Source organism: Chryseobacterium jejuense, assembly GCF_900100075.1.
Lineage (GTDB): Bacteria > Bacteroidota > Bacteroidia > Flavobacteriales > Weeksellaceae > Chryseobacterium > Chryseobacterium jejuense.
Window position 1 is genome coordinate 136,131 of record NZ_FNEG01000004.1, and the last position, 23,474, is coordinate 159,604.

Annotated in this window: 14 protein-coding genes; 7 read left to right on the plus strand and 7 right to left on the minus strand. The window is 35.2% G+C overall.

Features of this window, described 5'->3' with window-relative positions:
• Positions 1 to 72: 72 nt before the first annotated feature.
• Entirely contained in the window at positions 73 to 600 is a 528-nt protein-coding gene (locus tag BLS98_RS13055) for a hypothetical protein (RefSeq protein WP_089736951.1), read from the minus strand.
• A 93-nt stretch (positions 601 to 693) separates the two neighbouring features.
• Between BLS98_RS13055 and BLS98_RS13060 the strand changes: the two genes are divergently transcribed.
• The 5 genes from BLS98_RS13060 (at position 694) to BLS98_RS13080 (ending at position 6,061) form a co-directional block, all read left to right on the plus strand.
• A complete protein-coding gene (locus BLS98_RS13060) occupies positions 694 to 915 on the plus strand; it encodes a hypothetical protein (protein WP_089736952.1) in 222 nt (73 codons plus the stop codon).
• Positions 916 to 1,078: 163 nt separating this feature from the next.
• Complete coding sequence (locus BLS98_RS13065) at positions 1,079 to 1,387, plus strand: hypothetical protein (protein ID WP_089736953.1); 309 nt, start codon at positions 1,079 to 1,081, stop codon at positions 1,385 to 1,387.
• A 545-nt stretch (positions 1,388 to 1,932) separates the two neighbouring features.
• Positions 1,933 to 4,062, plus strand: coding sequence for an RNA-directed DNA polymerase (locus tag BLS98_RS13070; protein WP_089736954.1), 2,130 nt, complete (start codon positions 1,933 to 1,935; stop codon positions 4,060 to 4,062).
• Complete coding sequence (locus tag BLS98_RS13075; RefSeq protein WP_089736955.1) at positions 4,052 to 5,125, plus strand: hypothetical protein; 1,074 nt, start codon at positions 4,052 to 4,054, stop codon at positions 5,123 to 5,125. Before BLS98_RS13070 ends, BLS98_RS13075 begins: the two co-directional genes overlap by 11 nt.
• Positions 5,126 to 5,194: 69 nt before the next feature.
• Positions 5,195 to 6,061 carry a DUF4238 domain-containing protein gene (locus BLS98_RS13080; protein WP_089736956.1) on the plus strand — a complete coding sequence of 289 codons (867 nt, stop codon included), beginning with the start codon at positions 5,195 to 5,197 and terminating at the stop codon, positions 6,059 to 6,061.
• A gap of 97 nt (positions 6,062 to 6,158) precedes the next feature.
• Here the strand turns inward: BLS98_RS13080 and BLS98_RS13085 are convergent, their stop codons facing one another.
• Entirely contained in the window at positions 6,159 to 7,409 is a 1,251-nt protein-coding gene (locus BLS98_RS13085) for a hypothetical protein (protein WP_089736957.1), read from the minus strand.
• Positions 7,410 to 7,626: 217 nt separating this feature from the next.
• Between BLS98_RS13085 and BLS98_RS13090 the strand changes: the two genes are divergently transcribed.
• Together BLS98_RS13090 and BLS98_RS13095 are read left to right on the plus strand one after the other, a co-directional pair.
• Entirely contained in the window at positions 7,627 to 8,103 is a 477-nt protein-coding gene (locus BLS98_RS13090; RefSeq protein WP_089736958.1) for a GNAT family N-acetyltransferase, read from the plus strand.
• Between the two features lie 1,167 nt (positions 8,104 to 9,270).
• On the plus strand, positions 9,271 to 9,759 hold the full coding sequence (locus BLS98_RS13095; RefSeq protein ID WP_089736959.1) for a hypothetical protein: 489 nt from the start codon (positions 9,271 to 9,273) through the stop codon (positions 9,757 to 9,759).
• Positions 9,760 to 9,873: 114 nt separating this feature from the next.
• On the opposite strand, the gene BLS98_RS13100 is transcribed toward BLS98_RS13095, so the two are convergent.
• From BLS98_RS13100 to BLS98_RS13120, 5 genes are all read right to left on the minus strand, one after another.
• Positions 9,874 to 10,284 carry a 5-fold beta-flower protein gene (locus BLS98_RS13100; RefSeq protein ID WP_089736960.1) on the minus strand — a complete coding sequence of 137 codons (411 nt, stop codon included), beginning with the start codon at positions 10,282 to 10,284 and terminating at the stop codon, positions 9,874 to 9,876.
• Positions 10,285 to 10,334: 50 nt separating this feature from the next.
• Complete coding sequence (locus BLS98_RS13105) at positions 10,335 to 10,802, minus strand: hypothetical protein (RefSeq protein WP_089736961.1); 468 nt, start codon at positions 10,800 to 10,802, stop codon at positions 10,335 to 10,337.
• A gap of 149 nt (positions 10,803 to 10,951) precedes the next feature.
• Positions 10,952 to 15,004: an RCC1 domain-containing protein gene (locus tag BLS98_RS13110; protein WP_089736962.1), complete on the minus strand. Its 4,053-nt coding sequence runs from the start codon at positions 15,002 to 15,004 to the stop codon at positions 10,952 to 10,954.
• 481 nt (positions 15,005 to 15,485) lie between these two features.
• A complete protein-coding gene (locus BLS98_RS13115) occupies positions 15,486 to 18,371 on the minus strand; it encodes a T9SS type A sorting domain-containing protein (protein ID WP_089736963.1) in 2,886 nt (961 codons plus the stop codon).
• Between the two features lie 311 nt (positions 18,372 to 18,682).
• Positions 18,683 to 23,464 carry an RCC1 domain-containing protein gene (locus BLS98_RS13120; RefSeq protein ID WP_089736964.1) on the minus strand — a complete coding sequence of 1,594 codons (4,782 nt, stop codon included), beginning with the start codon at positions 23,462 to 23,464 and terminating at the stop codon, positions 18,683 to 18,685.
• Positions 23,465 to 23,474 lie beyond the last annotated feature (10 nt).

Genomic DNA, 23,474 nt, shown 5'->3' on the forward strand with positions numbered 1-23,474 from the left:
TTTTTAAAGCAATTTGTTTTTGTAGTAGCTATCCAAATACAATAACTTAAAGTAACCTCCAGCTTCCAGTCTCTAACCCTTTTCCTCTCTCCTTTCCAGAATGAGGTGTGCTGCATCTAGCATTTTTATCAGATGAATATACGGATTAATGATATTCTTTTCCGGCAGGTTCTCATAAACACCCATTGAGAAATAAACCATTCCGGACATAAAATAATCAAACTCTTTGATGCTGTATTCGCTGAAGGCCTTTTGAAAAACCAGCAAAGGATTTTGGTATTCTTCCTCAGAAAGCAACCCGAAAAGTAAGGGTGAAACCTTCTCCAACTGAGTATTGATGACCCATTTCCTTTCCTTCAGCATGATAAGATATCCTGCTCTGATCAACGACCGCACCGCCTGATGAAACTGAAAGATCACCACCGAATCTGCATCTATTCTGCTGTTTCTCCTTACGGCATGACTCACAATCCTATTTAATAGCTCTTTAGAACCCACCAGATCATTGAACTGAAAGAACGCTTCTATCTGCTGTAATGCGGAGTATTTCTTACGATTGATCCGGCATCTGGTTTTTAAATCTGTTTTATTCTTTTTCATGTGTTTGTATTTTTTTATAAATGTAGTAAAAATCTACAAACATTCGGACTTAAGTCCGAGATTTTTATAAGAATAAGTAATTTATTTGTTTCTATGACAGAAGCAAATAGAAAAATTGTTGAATTTATAAGGGATGAATGGGTTATCCCCATGAATAATAACAGCAAGTTTGCAGTAGATCATAATATAGATGAAAAGACCGTTCGAAGAATAAAGGATGATGAAAACTATCAAATTGCTCTTCTTACGATCATGCGAATTTGTCATGCTAAGAATTTAACCCTTGCCAACTTTTTCAAAATGGTTGGAATATAGATAGAATTTATAGATCTCACTATTTTTTCTATTCATACTTAATAACTAACAAATGATTAGAAAATATTTATAAACCTAATCCAGGGTTAGATTATATTTTCGCAAAATTTATATATAAACTAGATCAGAAATTAAAAAATAATAAATAAAAATATCTAAAACCATGAAAGAAATATATAATCAAATAATTGAAAATACAAAGAAAATTGCTGCAAACCAAGACAGTTTTAGTTTACCACAAATAAATAATGCCACTGTAATATCTCAAGAACTTGAGACAATAGCTCCAATCCTTTTTAAAGAAAAATTCATTATTGAAAACAATGATGGAAAAATTGAAGTAACTTATGAATCAAAAGATAAATGTAGAGTTAGCCAAATTAATCCAGATTGGAATAGAGTAGAAGTTTTGTATTTAGGAACTAATGGTGATCGTGAATCATATACTGATGGCTGGTCTGATAAAATATAGAGTTCAATTCTTATTTTATATAATTCAGCAACTATAAAATAATCAGGATCCTCATAATTTATAAATTAAAACACTTTAAATTCGCTGATCTAGAAAACTCATAAGTTAAAATCTAAAATTTAATTAGTAAAATCGACACAATAAATCCCAACAAAAGTTGGGATTTATTGTGTCGATTTTACCAAGTTTTAAATTCTATACTTATTTTAAGCTTTAAAGGAATTCAGTAAAAATACTGACTCAAAAATTTAAGAAAGTTTTTATTTTTGAGATTTACGGAAATCCATAATAAAAATAAAGTACAGTTTTATATATTTAAAAAATAATTCTATATCCATGAAAAACAGCAAAACTTATAAATAGATTCCTATTTGCTCGAAGTGACTGGTACTTTAAACAAGTCAGAAAAATTCCCATATTTATATAACTTATTAGCAAATACTATATAACGATTGACAACGGATATTAAAAAAAATAATAATCTATATATCTACAATAAATAAAGAATTAATTATCACCAATAATCATAATAATATTTACAGGAAATGAACCTAAGCCTAGATAAAATTAAGTTAGCATACAATAAATTAAAAACATATGTCTATTATGATAATACTGAACTTTTCCTAAGGGAAAAACTTGTAGAATTCGAAACGGACACTGTAAAATCCAATTTTAATCTTAATTGGGAAGTTTCTAAATTATATACAGCAGATAAAACAATAGACATATTTGATATTTTCACACAAAATGAGAAAAGTATAGAAGAAAATCTAGAATCCAAATTTACAAAACTACTTAATGAGTTAAACGATTTTAATCCAAACAGTGAATATTTCAAACAACTTTTTAATTCTATAAATGTAAATTATTTTCCTAAAAAAATACACGATTCTAAACAAGATGAGAATTTTGTTACTAATAAGAAGCAATCTAACTTATATGAGTTAGAAAAGATTACAGCATTTATTAATATTCCAATTGAATTACATATTATATCCATTATTTGGATAAATGAGTTTGGGTTTAAATTTGACACTGAATTATTAAAAGAATGTAAGGGTAACAGATTAATCTTAAACAAAGAAAAAACAGATGTAATTAAAAACTCATCATTATTTAAGCCATATTTTACACAATATCAAAAGTGGAGAGATGAATCTATAATCGTTGCTCAGAATCTATTAAATAATGAAAAAAATGCTCTATTTATAAATTTAGATATTAAAGATTACTTTCACTCCTGTCGTGTAAGTTTAGATAGATATTTTAATATAGATAATGAAAATTTTAATTGTATAAATTATATTCTAAGAAAAATACACGTTATTTATTCGAATCTAATTGCAAAAAAGCATAAATTCCCTTATGACTTTTCTCCAGAATTGGAAAGTAAATCATTAATACCTATAGGGCTATTATCATCATATGTTATCGCTAATCACTACTTAAATGATTTTGATAAAATTATTACTAATAAGTTTAAGCCTGCATATTACGGTAGGTATGTAGATGATATATTAATTGTACTTTCTGAACCAAATATCGAAGATTATCCAAATGGAATTTATGAAAAATATTCTTTTGACTTTGATGAATATAAAACAAAAGTTTTAGCCGAAATCAATTGGGATACTAACCAAACGGTTTTTGAATTGTCAAGAGTAGACAAATATTTATTACAAACACTATATCCACTGTTTAAAATCATACCAGGTCAAGATGGTAAAAATATTGTCAAAATAGATCAGTATGATAATTTAGTTTGTCAATCACAAAAAACATCTATGTACTACTTTGATTATAAAGAATCGGACTTAGTAATTGATAAATTGAAACAAGAATTAGATTTTAAATCAAGCGAATTTAAAGATCTTCCTGATGACAATGAAGACCTTGGTGACTTTGATAAAAATGCATATTATTTGAACTATACTGATTCTGATGGTAAAGTGAGAACACTCAAGGATTATAAAGAAAATAGATATGGTTTAACTGTTTATTTAACCAATAAAATTCTTGGAGCAATTAAACATAAGAAAAGTGTTTCCGATGATGAAATTAAGAAGTTTTTAAAACTGTTTAATGGCCAAAATATAATTGAATTTTATAGATTATGGGAAAAGATATTTACATATTTATTAGTTAATAATAAACCTGCTGAATATGTAGATTTTTATTTTAGGTGTATAGAAGAAATAAAAAAAATTAATCTACATAAAGACTATTTCAAAGGTACAAATGTTAAAAATCATCATATTATGGATACTTTGATTAAATTTTTAGATATTTCTCACGAACTAGTTTTATCATTAAATCCAAATTTCTTAAAACAGAACAAAAAAGTTTTAAAAAATTTTGAATATAGAAGTAACAAATTGGAAAGTGATTATATTAACTATTTTTTTAACGAAATAACACGCCCAGATTCATTTTGGTCAATGAGGTACCGAAAAACAAATATGATGAGACATCATTATGTTTCTATACCATTATTAAATTATACTAAAGAAAGTTACACAACACGGATTAATCTATTAAGCTTAAATTTTAATGTGGAAAACTATACAATTGATAACAATCTGATATCAAACTCACCACGCCCTATTAAATTTTGGGAGTGCACAATTTCACAATTATTTACTGATTTAAAAGAAAAAAGCAATGGAAAATAAAAATGGATATTTTGATATCGCAGATTATTATGAAAATGAACATTTTCTCAATCAAGCTTTTGAAAGATTCAAAATGGCAAATCAAAATCATATGTCATCAGATAAATTTGAGAAAAGTATCGATTATTTTAGGGATAAGTTTTATAAAATAAAAGAGAATAATAATGATGATGAAGTTTTGCAAGAAATACATTTTAACTCTACTGAAGAGAAACTAAAACCTAAAATAGGCGTAGCAAATACTTTTATTGATCATAAAAATATTATTGAAGGCTTACGTAACACCCCCAATATTTCCAATACACGTTATCAAAATCTTGTACGGTTTCTTAAAGAAACAAGAAGAAATAAGGTTGACATTGTAGCTTTTCCTGAATTCTTTATTCCAGTAGAGATCTTTTCTAGTCTGGTTAGATATGCAGAAAAAAATCAAACTTTAGTAGTGTCTGGTTTGGAACATATAACTGTAAACAATTACTCATTTAATTTTGTAGCGACTATCTTACCTATTGAAATTGATGGCTATAAAGATGCTACAATTGTTTTCCGATTAAAAAATCATTATGCACCTCTTGAAGAAGAGTTTATTAAAGGGAATCATTATTTAGTTCCAAAACCATCAAAAAGCAGATACCACATCTTTAAATGGAAAAATATATACTTTTCTGTATTTTATTGTTTTGAACTTGCTAACATTGCACATCGCAGTTTATTACGAAGTAAAATTGATTTACTTTTTGCTATTGAATACAATCAGGATACAAATTATTTTTCAAATTTAGTTGAATCGATTATAAGAGACATACATTGTTATGTTGTACAAGTTAATTCAAGTCATTTTGGTGATACTAGAATTAGTCAGCCTGCTAAATCATATGATGTTGATATTGTAAAGCTAAAAGGTGGGGAAAATAATGTAACTGTTTTAGGAACTATAGAGATAGATAAACTGAGAGAATTTCAACGAAAAAAATATAGTTTAACAAAAACAGATAAGACATTCAAACCACTCCCGCCTGATTTTGATAAAAATGAAGTTCTTAAAAGAATTAAAAATCAATAACTTGCTACCAGACAAATTTTAAACAATCAATAATTTATCAATTTTATAGATTAAAAATCATGAAATCTTATGAGTACACCGCGTAATCATCATTATATTTCACAGGTTCATATAAAGAATTTTTTTAATGAACAAAATGAGATATACCTGTACAATAAGTCTTCTAAATTGTTTCAAACAAAAAAATCTTCTAAAAGGATTTTCAGTGAAAAAGATTTAAATACAAAATACGAGGATGGTTTAAATGACTATACAACTATTGAACAGCAACTTAACCAATATTATGAAAATGATTTTGATTTCTATTATAAAAATATATTAAAATTAATTGCTGATAAAAATGTAAATATTGAAGCACAAACAGCACTCTTGTATCTTGCGAGATATGGAGCAATTGCAAATTTTAGAAATCCAACATATAAGGCAAACTTAGAAACCATTTTTTTTAATGCATTAAAACCAGTAATGGATAATGCAGTAAATGGTTTAAAGAAGAGCTTTTATGACTTTTTTAATAATAGAGGAGATTCTAAATATCTTGGTGGAGATGATTATTTACAACTTGGTAATGAAATTATTTCAAAAATGGGATTAATTTATTTTATAATAGAAATACCAGAAAATAAAGATGATTATTTCATTTTGCCTGATTTTGGAGCTGCCACCCATCGAAAAAAAATTAATCCATATTTTAACCCTGACATAGAAGAAATTGCATACATAAGTTTACCACTAAGTAGTAAAATATACATTCATTTTTATTCTGGAAAGCACCCTGAAGGTATTAATACGTCTGGAATCAAAAAATTAAATTCAGAACAAATGTATTATATCAATAGACATAACTTATTACTTGCAAATGAGATTGTAGCTTGTGAGAATAAGCAATATCTAGAAAATCTTACTTATCGAGTTTATTCAAACCAAGATCTGTAAGAGCAGATTCAATATTTTAGCCACTATTTCACAAATGAAAATCATCATTATTGTAATGACAATTTTGTCTTATAAATCTTTGATACACAGCCATCCTCTACTCATACTTCGAAAAATCCACCGCAAAAATACATCTGTTAACCTGGCTACCGTTCTGGGCTCCGGCATTGGGTTCATATTCTGTGAGGCTCCACAGATAGTTGTATTGGGATTCGTGATAAAGGGATTCTGCACCATAGGGCCATCGATAGCGTACAGTATCATCGGCACCGTCGGTATATCTTGCCAGTCTGGCATTGGAACCATAAGAATTGCTTGGAGATCCGGTGCAGGAAAGCCATGTTCTGCTTCCTTTTCGGAAAACGCCTTGGATGCCGTGGGCATGATTATCGGTAAAGAGACTGTTCTTGGGAGCTACACTCACAATTCCTGAATTTTGAAGTGTTCCACCGGCATCAATAGGGAAACCAAAAACTTTAGGAACAATAGAAGCATCAGAACTACCTGCATAGTATTGGCCGGTCCAGAGTTGGGTTCCTTCATCATTCACCTGTATGGTAGAGAAAGGGCTGGCATTATTAATTTTCTGATATCCTGTCTGAGGCAATATATACCGGTAGTTGAAGGCAAATAGATTACCATTGGCATCTTTACCACATTTATCATTAGTAGTGTCTCCTGTACTTACTTCAATGATTTTATCCAGATCGAATATGCGAACGCCCAGATTGGTACTGCTGAGATACACCTTCCCTTTGAAATAGGCAATTCCACCAGCATGTACTTTGAGTGGAGCGTAAGAACCATATTGTGTATAATTGGTGATATTGGCTGGAATATCAGGCTGTACCAACAAGATGTGTCGGTACGTGAGATAAGTGCTTGAACTTGGACTGATGTCAATCAAGGTAATTCGGGAACCTTTGTATTCGGCATCATCTTTTGCATACCAGCTCACTAAAAGATATCGAACTCCGTCTTTGGAAAACCCTGCAATGCCTTGTGGACGCCAGATAGAGGTCGTTTCATCATCTGTATTCCAACGGATTCCTCTTACTCTGTTTTCTTCCGGAATATTGAATCCATAGACTTCAGTGTAAGCATTTCCGCCAATGGCCTGACGGTTTTTATTAACCTGAGCCGAATTTAAAAAGCTGAAGCCAGAATTGATATATGCACTCGTATCTACATAAGGATTAACACTTATCTCTGCAGCCGCTGTTCTGCTGGCATTACCTTTCAATGGAAGTTCTTCCTCCATGGAAGCTGAAGTTAACTGATTATCCTGGCACCCAACTCCAATTACTGCAAGCATAAGCATCCAGCCTAATATTTGTTTTTGAATCATAGTTTAATTTTTAGAAATAATACCCTTACTATTCGTTTATACATTGCTTACGAAACTACCGGATTCTGCTTTCATAGGAATTACCTCAGCATTAAATGTGTATTACATTTTATGATTCCTGCACGCTCCTACCTTTCTGATAAACACGACATGTAACCCTTGTTTTCGGATCATACTATTTAATTATATTTGATGATAGACCAACAAATCGTTCAAAATGACACACATAACACTCAGACCCACAGTAGTTGGTGATTTGGATATTCTTTTTCAGATTCAACTTGATGATGAAGCCAATTATCAGGCTGCATTTACTTCAAAAGATTCCCAAAATAAAGAAGCTTATCTGGCTAAATACACCCAATTACTGGATGAACCCACCGTTAACAATCAGACTATTATTGTTGATTCCACTATTGCAGGAAGCATTGCAAAGTTTGTGATAGAAGGCGATGCAGAAATCACCTATTGGATTGATAAAAAATTCTGGGGACAAGGCGTTGCCACAACAGCATTGAAAGATCTTCTTACCCTTGAAAAGACCAGACCTATTTTCGGACGTGTTGCCTTTGACAATCTGGGTTCTCAAAAGGTGCTGGAAAACTGTGGTTTTATCAGAATTGGTACAGATAAAGGTTTTGCCAATGCCAGACAAACAGAAATTGAGGAATTTATTTATAGGCTGGATATTTAATTTGGATTAAACTGTGGAGCTTCATTTACAGGAATCAGGTATTATTTCATTGGCCCAAATGAGAAACTGTTTTTTTGAAACGCAAAGAATGAGTGATTCTACTGTTTTATTGTAAGAAGGCAAAGAACGGCGACGGTGTCGCTGATGAAGCAGTATGGCTATACTTACACTTAGAATAGGGTATCTTAATAGTAAATATTTGTCTTTTTAAAGCAATTTGTTTTGTAGTGACATCAATTATTATAGCTCAAAATAACTCTGCTCTCCGCAGTCTCCTGACTTTGGGCATGGTTTACAGAAATCATGTATTATTTCATTGGTCCAAATGAGAACCTATTTTTTTGAAACGCAAAGAATGAGTGATTCTACTGTTTTATTGTAAGAAGGCAAAGAACGGCGACGGTGTCGCTGATGAAGCAGTATGGCTATACTTACACTTAGAATAGGGTATCTTAATAGTAAATATTTGTCTTTTTAAAGCAATTTGTTTTGTAGTGACATCAATTATTATAGTTCAAAATAGCTCTGCTCTCAGCAGTCTCCTGACTTTGGGGCATGGTTTACAGGAATCAGGTATTATTTCATTGGCCCAAATGAGAAACTGTTTTTTTGAAACGCAAAGAATGAGTGATTCTACTGTTTTATTGTAAGAAGGCAAAGAAGAGCGACGGTGTCGCTGATGAAGCAGTATGGCTATACGTACACTTAGAATAGGGTATCTTAATAGTAAATATTTGTCTTTTTAAAGCAATTTGTTTTGTAGTGACATCAATTATTATAGCTCAAAATAACTCTGCTCTCAGCAGTCTCCTGACTTTGGGGCATGGTTTACAGGAATCAGGTATTATTTCATTGACCCAAATGAGAAACTGTTTTTTTGAAACGCAAAGAATGAGTGATTCTACTGTTTTATTGTAAGAAGGCAAAGAAGAGCGACAATGTCGCTGATGAAGCAGTATGGCTATACGTACACTTAGAATAGGGTATCTTAATAGTAAATATTTGTCTTTTTAAAGCAATTTATTTTGTAGCGACTATCAATTATTATAGCTCAAAATAACTCCTTATTCCCTTTATTTTCTAAACTCTCTTATCATCTATTGAGTCGGATATTTCAGGCATAATCTTTTTTTGCTTATTTTTACATAAAATAAATAAAAATAACACATGAAAAGAGTCGTATTAGCAGGGCTAATAACTATGGGAGGATTTCTAACGGCAAAAGCACAATGTAAAACCGAATCTGCAATTTCAGAAAATTTCGATAGCTGGAAGGATATCAACAAATGCTGGACTGCTCAGGCAGGTGGAAAAACCATGCTTTATGCCAGTGACAAAAAGATTATATTTTATTCGATGAACAGCCCGGGAGAAAATATGTATTTAGTGACTCCAAAAATTAAAGAAGGAAACTATACGCTTACTCTTGATATTTCAGATAACGGAGGAGAGACCACACTGGAAATTTTCTCAGTAAACAATACTTCTGATCCTAAATCATATGTTTCTATAGCTAAGCCTTCCAAGATAACGGGAGATAAAAAAACATTTACTATTTCTATAAAAAAAGATACTCATTTAGGTCTGAAAGTTTTATTGAATGGAGTTCATCAGGCCGTTTACGTGGATAATTTTTCATTGACACCAAAAAAATAAAGTCGGATAGGCTTTTACACAACCTATCTTTTAAAAGATATTTAACCAGGTTTATCATGCTCCGAAGTCTTTTGGCTTTGGAGTTTGTTTTATAGCATGATTTTAATGTATGGCCTACTCTAGCTTAAAAAAGAAATATACTACCGCTGCCCATTCTTTTTTGATGCCTTTCGCATAGCCAATGGTACTTCGGCTGCTATTTTCCACCGTTCCATCATCTTTAATGTAACCAAGGGTGGAACGATTACTGTTTTCTACAGTGCCATCTTTTTTAACATATCCTACAGTAGAACGATTTTGATTTTCTATAGTACCATCATTTTTGATATACCCGATTATTGAGCGGTTTTTATTTTCAATAGTTCCGTCTGACTTAATGTAACCAACTGTGAAACGGCTGCTATTTTCGATAGTTCCATCCGATTTGATATACCCTGTTGTACTTCGGCTTCCTGACTCTAAAGTTTGTGCACATACAATAGAAAAGCTAAATAAAAGAAGGCCAATGAATAGTATTTTTTTCATTATTTTAAAATTGTAATAAATTATTATTCAGGGATTTTTAATGAGTCTCTCTATTCAAACTCAAAATCCCATTCTTTACTGAACATCTGGGTTTCCTGATGAATGATTTCAAATAAACGATCCAGTTTTTCTTTGCCGTGAATACTTTCTAATTCTACCCATTCTGCTTTTGATAATGGCAAAAAGGCTAAAGTATCAGATCCATCACTCCCTTTACAGAATCTAATTTCATAATCAGGCTGCAATACTCTATTTAAGAAAATCAGTGTAGGATCCCGGTCAATAACTTTTTCTTTAAAAGTCTGGTCTTTATAAGTAATCGTAAGAAAAATATCATCTCCACTGTAGTTCATTTCAGCCTTTAAAGCATCTGTATGGAGGCATTTTTCGCAATATTCTACAATGGCATCATCTTCTTCCCGCCAATCTACCCAAAAGATATGTTGATTATTAAGGGCGTTCAGTTCTTCAAAACTTTCTGTTTCAATATATTTTTTCAGAGTATCAATCTTATTCATTCTGTGATTTTAAAGATTAAATATACAATTTATATGAATCTCAAACCCTATCAAAAAATAGCGCCACTTAAAAAATAAGTGACGCTATATATTTAATAAAAACTAAGATTGTCAGGATTTTACCTCTCAATAATCTTTAGCTATATAATTTATCGTTTGATAACTTTTACAGTTTTAACAATGTCATTAACAGCATTTATTTTAACCAGATAAACCCCTGATACAAATCCGGAAGCATCTATTATTCCTTTTATATCATTAATTGCTTTTGTAAGAACCAGCTGTCCTGCTGCATTGTAAACCGTTACAAAAAGAATCTTCTGATCGTATGAGATTGTAAGAATATCCTGCACCGGGTTTGGATAGACTTTCCATTGATCTGCTTTTGTTGAAACTTCGGCAATAGCTAAAGTACCTGTAGGGCAAGCAATAGGTGTGAAAATTGTTTTTTGAATGGTTGTACCATCTCCTAACTGGCCATATGTATTTCCTCCACAGCTTGATAAAAATCCATGGCTATTGATAACAAGTCTGTGATGCATATTTATTGCAACGACTTTTCTATCAGTCTCTGTTCCTATTTGAGTAGGTATAAGTTTGTTAACTGTTGTACCGTCACCTAGTTGTCCATAATTATTACTTCCCCAAGCCCAAAAGGTTCCGTCTTTTTTGAGCCCTGCAGAGGAGCTAAAATAGTCAGCATTAACACTCTCCCAATCTGTTGCCATTCCAATTTGTATTGGAGTAAGCTTACCTGTTGTAGTTCCATCTCCTAACTGGCCACTAGAGTTATCTCCCCATGCCCAAAGCGTTCCATCTATTTTGAGAGCTACCGTATGGGTAAACCCACCACCAATATCTTTCCAATTGGCAGCTGTACCGATTTGTGTTGGACTCCATTTATTAATTTTAGTTCCATCTCCTAATTGTCCATCAGAATTATATCCCCAGGTCCACAGTGTTCCATCTGTTTTGATAGCAAGAGTATGCATGCCACCAGGCGTAACAATTTTCCAATTATTTCCGGTTCCAATTTGTATAGGAACATTTTTAGGTATGGTTGTTCCATTTCCTAATTCACCATGACCGTTTGATCCCCAGGCCCAAAGTGTTCCATTTGATTTTATTGCTATTGTAAAATGATCCCCCGCAGCAATACTTACCCAGTCTGTTGCTGTTCCAATTTGTGCTGGAGTAGTTCTACTGGTATTAGTTCCATCGCCTAATTGTCCACTTGAATTATATCCCCAGGTCCAAAGCGTTCCATCTGTTTTAAGAGCTGCAGTATGGCTGAATCCGGCTGTTATTTTCTTCCAATTATTTGCGGTTCCTATTTGTATTGGGCTATTTTTTGAAGTTGTAGTTCCATCTCCCAGTTGTCCGTCTAAATTATCTCCCCATGCCCAAAGAGTTCCATCTGTTTTAAGTCCTATCGAATGATTATAACCAGCACTCACATTTCCCCAACAGCCTGTTGTAATTGCAGGTGGTGTAGTAAATGAACCAGCAGGTACCCAACCAGGCTGGCTGGATCCACAATTAGAAGCCACCCACCAATAGTAAGTAGTGTCCGGTAGTAAATCCATCAAATTGGCTGTTGTAGAAAGAGTTTTTACCTCTGTTCCTCCAATAACTGAACTGGTACCGTAAAGATACGAATACCCTTCACTAGGAGCTGTAACTGCTGCCGTCCAACTAATATCAGCAGTAGTAGAAGTGATATTAGAAGACAAGAATTGGCTAGGAGGATAACAACTTACAGGACAGGCAATAGGTACAAAAATTGTTTTTGAAATAATGGTACCATCTCCTAACTGCCCATATCCATTTTCTCCACTCGCTGACAAGAATCCATTCGTATTGATCACAAATCTACTATTCGTACTTGATGAAATACTTTTTGTATCAGTAGCAGTTCCTATTTGGGTTGGAACAATTTTGTCAATTTTTGTAGCATCACCAAATTGACCATAATTATTATTTCCCCATGCCCAATAGGTTCCATCATTTTTTATTCCTGCAGAAGAATAATAACCATCTGCATGAATACTCTTCCAATCTGTTGCTGTCCCGATTTGTATTGGGGTTAATTCATCAATTGTAGTTCCATTTCCTAATTGTCCATAAAAACTCTGTCCCCAGCCCCATAGTGTACCATCTATTTTGAGCCCTATTGAATGATGAATTCCTCCAGCGATATTTTTCCAATTTGTATCCGTTCCTACTTGTGTAGGCACATTTTTCCTTATAGTTGTGCCATCTCCTAACTGACCGGCAGAATTATAACCCCAGGTCCATAATGTTCCATCTGCTTTTATGCCAAGTGTATGATTATACCCAGTAGTAATACTTATCCAGTCTGTTGCTGTTCCTACTTGTGTAGGTACGGTTTTATTAACGTTTGTTCCATCTCCTAATTGTCCATAATAATTATCTCCCCAAGCCCAAAGCGTCCCATTTGACTTGATCGCTAATGTATAATTAGATCCAGCAACAATACTTGTCCAGTCTGTTGCTGTCCCAATCTGGGTTGGAATCATTTTTTCGGTTGTAGTACCATCACCTAGTTGTCCATCATAATTCTCTCCCCAGGCCCAAAGTGTTCCGTCTTTTTTAAGACCTATTGAATGAAAAGAATTTGCTGATACTTTCAACCAATTACTTTCAATTCCGATTTGTATTGGGTTATATTTTGAAATCTTAGTACCATCACCTAATTGCCCGTATAAGTTACGTCCCCAGGCCCAAAGAGTTCCATCTGATTTAATTCCTAAAGAATGTTGAATGCCTGCACTCACATTATCCCAACATCCTGTTGTAGTTGCAGGAAGTGTTGTAAAGGAACCTCCCGATATCCAATCTCCCTGACTGGTTCCACAATGAGATGCCACATACCAATAGTAGGTTGTATTAGGTAACAAATTGATCAAATTTGCTGATGTTGAAACACTCGTTCCAGACAGCCCACCCACAACTGGATGGGTACTGTAAAAATATAAATAACCACCGTTGGGAGCTGATGTTGAAGATGCCCAATTAAGAGTAGCCGTTGAAGAAGTAATATTGTTTGTTGAAAACTGCACTGAAGGAGTGCAACTTGAAGGACAAGCAACAGGAATAAACATATTTTTCCAATTATTTGTGCCATCACCTAACTGACCATTTGTATTTCCTCCACACACTTTTAAAAAGCCATCTACGCTTTTTAAAAGTGTATGACCAAATTTTGCTGAAATCAACATATTATCTGAAGAAGTTCCTACTTGCATAGGTGACATAACAGTTGCATTTGCACCGTTCCCCAGCTGTCCTCCACCATTGTCTCCCCAAGCCCAAAGAGTTCCATCTGTTTTGATTGCAAAAGTGAACATGCTCCCAGCAGAAACATTGAGCCAATTGGTTGAAGTTCCTATTTGGGTTGGGTTCAATTTATCAATTGTAGTTCCGTCACCTAACTGACCGTCTTCATTATCTCCCCAAGTCCATAAGGTTCCATCTGTTTTAGCTCCTAAAGAGTGATTTCTCCCCGCGCTGATACTACTCCAATTAGCAGCTGTTCCTACTTGTTTTGGTGTATTTCTGTTAGTAAGAGTTCCATCACCTAATTGCCCATCCCCATTATATCCCCAAATCCAAAGGGTTCCATTTGTTTTCATAGCAAGACTATGATGCCCACCTGTTGCAACACTTTGCCAGTCTGTTTCTGTGCCAATTTGGATTGGAATCATTTTACGGGTTGTAGTACCATCACCTAATTGACCAAAACGATTCTCTCCCCATGCCCAAAGTGTCCCATCCGTTTTGATAGCTAATGTATGAAAACTTCTAGTACTGATACTCTGCCAGTTAGTTTCTGTTCCTATTTGGGTTGGAACAAGCTTATCAGTTTTAGTACCATCACCTAATTGCCCATCCCCATTATTTCCCCAAACCCATAGTGTTCCATCTGTTTTTAGAGCTATTGTATATTGACTTCCCGCCTCTATTTTTTTCCAATTATTGCCCGTTCCTATTTGAGTAGGTACATTTGTTGAAACTACAGTTCCATTTCCCAATTGTCCATTAGAGTTACGACCCCAAGTCCATAATGTTCCATCTGATTTTATTCCTGCTGAATGATCTTCTCCAGCACTAAGACTTTGCCAACATTGAGCAAAGGAATGTAAACTGATGAATACAAATAATAAAAATATTTTCCTCATATTTTAATTTTCTTCATATTGTCCTACTCGTATAGCTTTTCGGTTCCGCTTTGTTTAAATAACTTTTGAATTCCCTGAAATAAATCATTTGAACCTATTTTTCAGAATGAAATTGAATGGATATGATTTCTAACTCTAAAAAAATTTTGAGTACTTATTACTGCTTTTATATTGTTGAAACAATGAGTTGTGATGAAAGGGTAAAGATAAATACAGTGTAGCTCACTCATTTTTGTGGTTTAATTGGTTTTCAGGTTTTGTTTTTAAATTTTGAACTAAAACAACAGTACATTACTGATGTTTTTATTTTGTTGGATGCAAAAGTATATTTTTATTACGGGTAATCAAATAGTTAATTAAGCATAATTTAGGCTCAGTAGAATATTTAAAAATAGCGCCACTTATTTTTAAGTGGCGCTATCTATTTAGAAAAGAATATGGTTACCAAGGTTTTAAACCTCAACACTCCTACTCATAAAATTTACCGTTTGATAACTTTTACTGTTTTTACAAAGTCATTAACAGCATTTATTTTAACCAGATAAACCCCTGATACAAATCCGGAAGCATCAATTGTTCCTTTTGTATCATTAATTGCTTTTGTAAGAACCAGCTGTCCTGCTGCATTGTAAACCGTTACAAAAAGAATCTTTTGATCGTATGAGATCGTCAGAATATCTTTTACAGGGTTTGGATAGACATTCAGCTGATTTGTTTTTGCTGAAATTTCCTGAACTGCTAAGCTACTTGTAGAGCAAACAATAGGTGTAAAAATTGTTTTTTGAATGCTTGTACCATCTCCCACCTGACCATAAGAATTATAACCACAACCTGATAAAAAGCCATTGGTATTAATAACAAATGTATTAAACATCCCTGCTATAAAACTTTGTACATTAGTAGCTGATCCAATAAGTGTAGGTACATGTCTGTTAGTTGTTGTTCCATCTCCTAATTCCCCAAGGATATTATCTCCCCATGCCCATAGTGTTCCGTTTGTTTTCAGTCCTATTGAATGTTCAAAACCGGCTTCAATGCTCTGCCAATCTGTTGCAGTTCCAATTTGTGTTGGAATGTATTTATCAATAGTAGTTCCATCTCCTAATGGCCCAAATTCATTTCTACCCCATGCCCATAGTGTTCCATCGGTTTTAATTCCTACTGAATGTAAACTTCCGGCAGCAATATCTTTCCAATTCGTAGCTGTCCCGATTAGTGTTGGAGTCGTTTTTTCAATGGTAGTTCCATCTCCTAGTTGCCCACTCTGATTATCTCCCCAAGCCCAAAGTGTTCCGTTTGATTTTATAGCAAAAGTACTCACCCCACCAGATGTAATCATTTTCCAATTATTTTCTGTTCCGATTTGGATTGGGACAGTTTTATTGATGGTTGTATTATCTCCTAATTGTCCAGTCTGATTATATCCCCAAGCCCAAAGTGTTCCATTTGATTTTATAGCTAATGTATAATCTATTCCTGTAGCAATACTAATCCAGTCTGTTGCTGTTCCGATTTGTGTAGGAATAGTTCTGTCCGTTGTTGTTCCATCTCCTAATTGACCATAACTATTTCTACCCCACGCCCATAATGTTCCATCAGCTTTGAGTCCTACTGAATGAAAATAGCCCGCAGCAACATTTTTCCAATTTGTAGTCGATCCAATTTGTATTGGAGTATTTTTTGAATTTGTTGTACCATCTCCCAATTGGCCAAAATTGTTACGTCCCCACGTCCAAAGTGTTCCGTCTGTTTTGATGCCTAATGAATGAAAATATCCCGAATTCACACTTTGCCAGCAGCCTGTTGCATTTGTAGGAAGTGTAGTAAAGGAGCCTCCCTGCACCCAATCACTCTGACTGGATCCGCAATGAGAAGCCACCCACCAATAATAAGTAGTGTTAGATAATAAATTTGATAAATTTGCTGTTGCAGAAAGAGTAGATGCCTCTATACCACCAACAATTGAATTCGTACTATAGAGATATACATAACCTCCATTAGGAACCGGAGTGGACGCTGCCCAACCAATGGTAGCCATTGTAGAAGTAATACCAGTTGTTGAAAATTGTGTTGGAATAGTACAATTTGAAGGGCAACCAATATCAGCAAATGTATTTCTTGAATTGTTTGTATCATCCCCTAATTGTCCATAATTATTTGCTCCACAAACTTTTAAAAAGCCATCATCCTTTTTTACGAGAATATGATGGTCTCCGGCAGAAATTTGCATATTGTCTGTAGAGGAGCCTATTTGGGTAGGTGCTGTAATAATAGATGTAGTTGATCCAGTTCCCAATCTTCCTTGGGCATTTTGCCCCCAGGCCCAAAGGGTTCCGTCTGCTTTGCTTGCAAAAGAAAAAAATAATCCGGCAGATATATTGAGCCAATTGGTTTCCAATCCTAGTTGTGTTGGGATATTTCTATCAGTAGTCGTTCCGTCACCTAATTGTCCAAATTCATTTACACCCCACGTCCATAACGTCCCATCTGTTTTGAGTCCTAACGAATGTTGATTTCCTGCATCAACACTTTTCCAGTTAGTCGCTGTTCCGATTTGAGTAGGGACACCTTTATCATTTGTAGTTCCATCTCCCAGTTGACCATAGAAATTTCCACCCCAAGCCCAAAGAGTTCCATTTGATTTGATAGCTAATGTATAATTAGCTCCTGTAGCAATACTTACCCAATCTGTTGCTGTTCCGATTTGAGTTGGTGTATTTCTATCAGTATTAGTTCCATCTCCTAGTTGTCCATTGAAGTTACGTCCCCATGCCCAAAGGGTTCCATCTGTTTTTATAGCTAACGTATGAGAACTTCTGGTGCTAATACTTTGCCAGTTGGTTGCTATTCCGATTTGAACTGGGGAACTTCTATCAATAGTAGTTCCATCACCTAGTTCTCCATAAGTATTCATTCCCCATGACCATAACGTACCGTCTGTTTTGATGGCCACTGTATAATTAGATGCACCATCTATTTTCAACCAATTATTGGCCGTTCCTATTTGGATAGGAACATTTCTTCCAACCGTAGTTCCATCCCCTAATTGCCCATACATATTATTTCCCCATGCCCACAATGTTCCGTCTGTCTTTATTCCTGCTGAATGTCCACTTCCTGCACTAAAACTTTGCCAGCAGCCTATTATAGTTGTGGAAAATGTAGTAAGAAAACCTTCGGGAGTAGAGCTATCCTGGCTCAATCCATCAATAAGTTTGGGTATCTTGTTCGTTTTGGGTTGAAGTGTAACATCATGATCGATAGAATCCGATCCATTGGTTTTGAAATTTTTAATATACAGACCTCCTGCAAAAGCCATAATACTGAATAGGCCTGTTAAGACAATCATTAATAATTTTTTCTTCATGATATTGTAAATTAGTTTTTAATGACAACAACACGATCATTCATTATGCTTTTATGTGTTGTTCGACACAAAAATATATCTTTATTATGGGATATCAAATAGTCAGCAAATAATCAAAATTTCACTTCTATATTAGTGCTAAAAACATTGAAAAAAGTTAATTATATTATTAAAATAAATGACAATAATACAGCCTTTCATGGGATAAATAGAATATAAAAATAGCGCCACTTAAAAATAAGTGACGCTATCTATTCGGAAAAGATTTAGGTTACCAAGTTTTTAAACCTTACTATCGGTAACCATTGAATTTATCGTTTGATAACTTTTACTGTTTTTACAAAGTCATTAACAGCATTTATTTTAACTAAATAAACCCCTGATACAAATCCGGAAGCATCTATTGTTCCTTTTATATCATTAATTGCTTTTGTAAGAACCAGCTGTCCTGCTGCATTGTAAACCGTTACAAAAAGAATCTTCTGATCGTATGAGATTGTAAGAATATCCTGTACCGGGTTTGGATAGACTTTCAGCTTATCTTCTTTTGCTGAAACTTCTGTAACCGCTAAATTGCTTGTAGGACAGGCAACAGGTACAAAAATCGGCTTATCAATATTTGTTCCATCCCCTATCTGTCCGTATTCATTACGGCCAGTGGCGGATAAAAATCCATTGTTATTGATAGTAAGTCTAGTATATGGTCCTGCTGAAACCATTTTTCTATCAGTAGCTGTACCTATTTGTGTTGGAATAAGTCTGCTAGTTTTAGTTCCATCGCCTAACTGTCCATAAGTATTTCTACCCCATGCCCATAATGTTCCATCTGTTTTAATTCCTACAGAAGAATTAAAACGATTAGTAGCTACACTCTTCCAGTCTATTGCTGTTCCAATTTGTGTCGGAACGCTTTTAAGGGTTGTGGTTCCATCGCCTAATTGACCTTCGTAATTATCTCCCCAAACCCATAATGTTCCATCTGTTTTCATTCCTACAGAATGAAAAGATCCAGCACTCACAGTTTTCCAATCTGTAGCAGTTCCGATTTGAATAGGGGTTGATACAACTGATCCTGAAGATGAAGTTCCATCACCTAATCTTCCATAACCATTGCTTCCCCAGCCCCATAGTGTTCCGTTTATTTTGATGGCAAGAGTATGTTGTATCCCTGCTGTGACCATTTTCCAATCATTGGCTGTACCAATTTGTACAGGTACAGTTTTACGGATGATGGTACCATCTCCTAATTGACTAGTTCCATTATATCCCCAGCCCCATAATGTACCATTTGATTTTATTCCTAATGTGTACGAATTTCCAACAGAAATGCTCACCCAGTCTGTTGCTGTTCCAATTTGCACCGGACTATGACTGGAAGCTGTAGTTCCATTACCCAATTGCCCCTCTGAATTAGCTCCCCATGTCCATAACGTCCCATCTGTTTTGAGAGCAGCAGAATGCTCGTCTCCTGCAAAGACTTTCAGCCAATTATTTCCGGTTCCGATTTGTGTTGGAGTATTTCTTGAGACTGCAGTTCCGTCACCCAGTTTACCATTAGCATTATCACCCCATGCCCATAGTGTTCCATCTGTTTTAATTCCTACCGAATAAAAAGAACCTGAGCTTACACTTTCCCAACAGCCTGTTGCAGAAGTAGGAAGTGTAGTAAAAGAACCACCCTGTATCCAATTATCCTGGCTGTATCCACAACTAGATGCCACCCACCAATAGTAAGTGGTATTAGGCAGTAAATTGGTCAAATTGGCTGCCGTATTAGATGTCTTTCCCTCTATTCCCCCAATAACTGGGTTTGTACTATAAAGATATGAATAGCCACCACTAGGAATAGGATCTACTCCCGTCCAACTAAGGGCAGCTGTTGTAGAAGTGATATTAGAAGACTGCAATTGGCCTGGAGGGTTGCAAGTTGGAGGACAAGCAACAGGAATAAAAATCTTTCTGTCAATCAATGTACCATCTCCTAGCTGGCCAAAGAAATTAGCACCACAGGCTGATAAAAGTCCATCATTACTTAGAATAAGACGATTAAGCCTCTTTGCTGAAATGATATTTCTGTCAGTAGCCGTTCCTATTTGAGTTGGGCTCAATTTATCAACTTTAGTTCCATCACCTAATTGTCCATTATAATTACTGCCCCATGCCCAGAAGGTTCCATTTGTTTTAATTCCCGCTGAGGAATCGGATTTGTCTGCAGTAACAGTTCTCCAATCAGTAGCCGTTCCTATTTGTATTGGAGTGGTTCTATTAGTAGTGGATCCATCTCCCAGTTGACCAGCATCATTTTGCCCCCATGCCCATAATGTTCCATTTGTTTTCAATGCGACAGAATGATGCCATCCTCCGCCAGCGCTTTTCCAATCAGTTGCAGTACCAATTTGTACCGGAGTATTTCTATTTATTTGGGTTCCATCTCCCAGCTGGCTTTTATCATTAAGCCCCCAAGTCCACAATGTTCCATCTGTTTTGATTGCAATATTATGATACTGTCCACAGACAACACTTTGCCAGTTATTGTCTGTTCCAACTTGTGTTGGGGTTATTTTTGAAACGTTAGTTCCATCTCCCAGCTGACCATTGCTATTATTTCCCCAAGCCCAAAGGGTACCGTTAGACTTTAAAGCTACTGTATAAACAAAACCTCCTGTAACACTTACCCAGTCTGTTTCTGTTCCTACCTGTGTTGGAACAGTTTTGCTAATTTTAGTACCATCACCAAATTGTCCCTCTGAATTTGTTCCCCAAGCCCAAAGAGTTCCATTTGATTTTATGGCAAATGTTGTGTTTTCTCCAGTACCAATAATTGCCCAGTCTTTGTCAGCACCAATTTGGTTTGGAGTAACTCTATCGATTCTGGTTCCATCTCCTAGCTGGCCAGAATTGTTACCTCCCCAAGTCCATAATGTTCCATCCGTCTTGATTCCTACTGAATGAATATCTCCTGCTAACACTGTTTTCCAGCATCCCGTAGAAGTTGCAGGAAGTGTTTTGAAGGACCCTCCGGATATCCAGCTTCCTCTACTGGTTCCACAATGAGAAGCTACCCACCAATAGTAAGTCGTATTAGGTAACAGACTGCTTAAATTTGCTACTGTAGAGTTTGTAGTAACTCCATCTATACCTCCAACAATTGGATTTGTACTATAAAAATACAAATACCCTCCATTGGGAGCTGGCGTTGATCCTATCCACTTAATAGTAGCTGCTGAAGAGGTAATATTAGTGGTTGAAAATTGTGTTGGAGGAGCACAGTTTGAAGGACATTCAATAGAAATAAAGCTACTTTTATGACCAATTGTTCCGTCTCCTAATTCTCCAGAAGCATTTCGTCCACAAACTCTTAAAGCACCACTTGTATTTGTTTCCAGAACATGATAAGTCCCCGCAGCGATCAATTTACTTGCTGACAAAGAACCTACTTGTACAGGGGATTGGGATCCTGGAATTTGTCCTAATGTTCCATTTACAGCTGATCCCCAGCTCCAAAGAGTACCATCTGTTTTATTTGCAAAAGTAAAATTACCTCCAGCAGATATATTTTGCCAGTTGGACGCTGTTCCGATTTGTGTAGGAATATTTTTATACACATTGGTTCCATCACCTACCTGTCCAGAAGTATTATAACCCCATGCCCAAAGGGTTCCGTCTGTTTTAAGTGCTACAGAGTGCATATTCCCAACATCTATACTTTGCCAATTCGCATCTGCCCCAATTTGTGTTGGAGTGTATTTCTCTAATGTAGTCCCATCACCTAGCTGACCGGTACTATTATATCCCCATGCCCAAAGGGTGCCATTTGTTTTAATAGCAAGAGTATGTGATAAACCTGTTTGTACATTTTGCCAATTCGTTGCTGTTCCTATTTGTGTTGGGACAGTTTTAGGTGAAATTGTTCCATCTCCCAACTGCCCATAATAATTATGTCCCCAGCCCCAAAGCGTACCATCTGTTTTGATCGCAATTGAAGAATAAAGTCCAGCACTAATACTTTGCCAGTTTGTTCCTGTTCCTATCTGAGTTGGAGTAAATCTATTCATTTTAGTTCCATCCCCTAATTGGCCATACTCATTTTTACCCCAAGCCCATAAAGTTCCATCTGCTTTAATCGCTAAAGCATGAGAACTTCCAGCAGCTATTTTCACCCAATTATTTGCTGTTCCTATTTGAATAGGAACATTTGTTGAAATTGAGGTTCCATCTCCCAATTGTCCATTCTGGTTATTACCCCATGCCCATAGTGTTCCATCTGTTTTTATTCCTAATGAATATTCACCTCCTGCACTCAAACTTTGCCAACAACCTGTAGGTATTGGAGTTTCTACATTAATAACATTTTTAAAAGCTGGTCCCCACGCTCCCGTATTATCTTTAATACGAATGTTGAAAACGTGCAAACCACTAGAAGGTAAAGCAATACCTGTTTTAATCAGTTGCTCATAAGTACTGTTGAAATTTCCATCAGCAGCTAATACCGGGGTACCGTTTCCTTCTCCCGGATCGGTATCCCAGAAATATTCGGCCTGCGAAAGAGAAATCACATTTGATGTTACAGGTTGCTGAACATCAATAACATTGCTAAAAGCTGGTCCCCACACCCCTGTATTATCTTTGATACGGATGGAGAATTTGTGTAAGCCATTACCTGGCGTAACAATATCTGTTTTGATAAGTTGCTCAAAAACACTGTTGAAACTTCCATCTGCAGCTAATACCGGAGTACCGTTTCCATTTCCAGGATCGGTATCCCAAAAATATTCGGCCTGAGAAAGAGAAATCACATTTGATGTTACAGGTTGCTGAACATCAATAACATTGGTGAAAACTGGTCCCCAAACGCCCGTATTGTCTTTGATACGGACAGAGAATTTGTGTAAGCCATTACCTGGTGTAGCAATATCTGTTTTAATAAGTTGCTCGAAAACACTGTTGAAACTTCCATCCGCAGCTAATACCGCGGTTCCGTTTCCTGTTCCGGGATCGGTATCCCAGAAATATTCGGCCTGGCTTACAAATACTTGTGCCGGGCACAGTATTACCATAAGCAAGGCTATTATACTATAGATATAATTTTTCATATTGTTATAT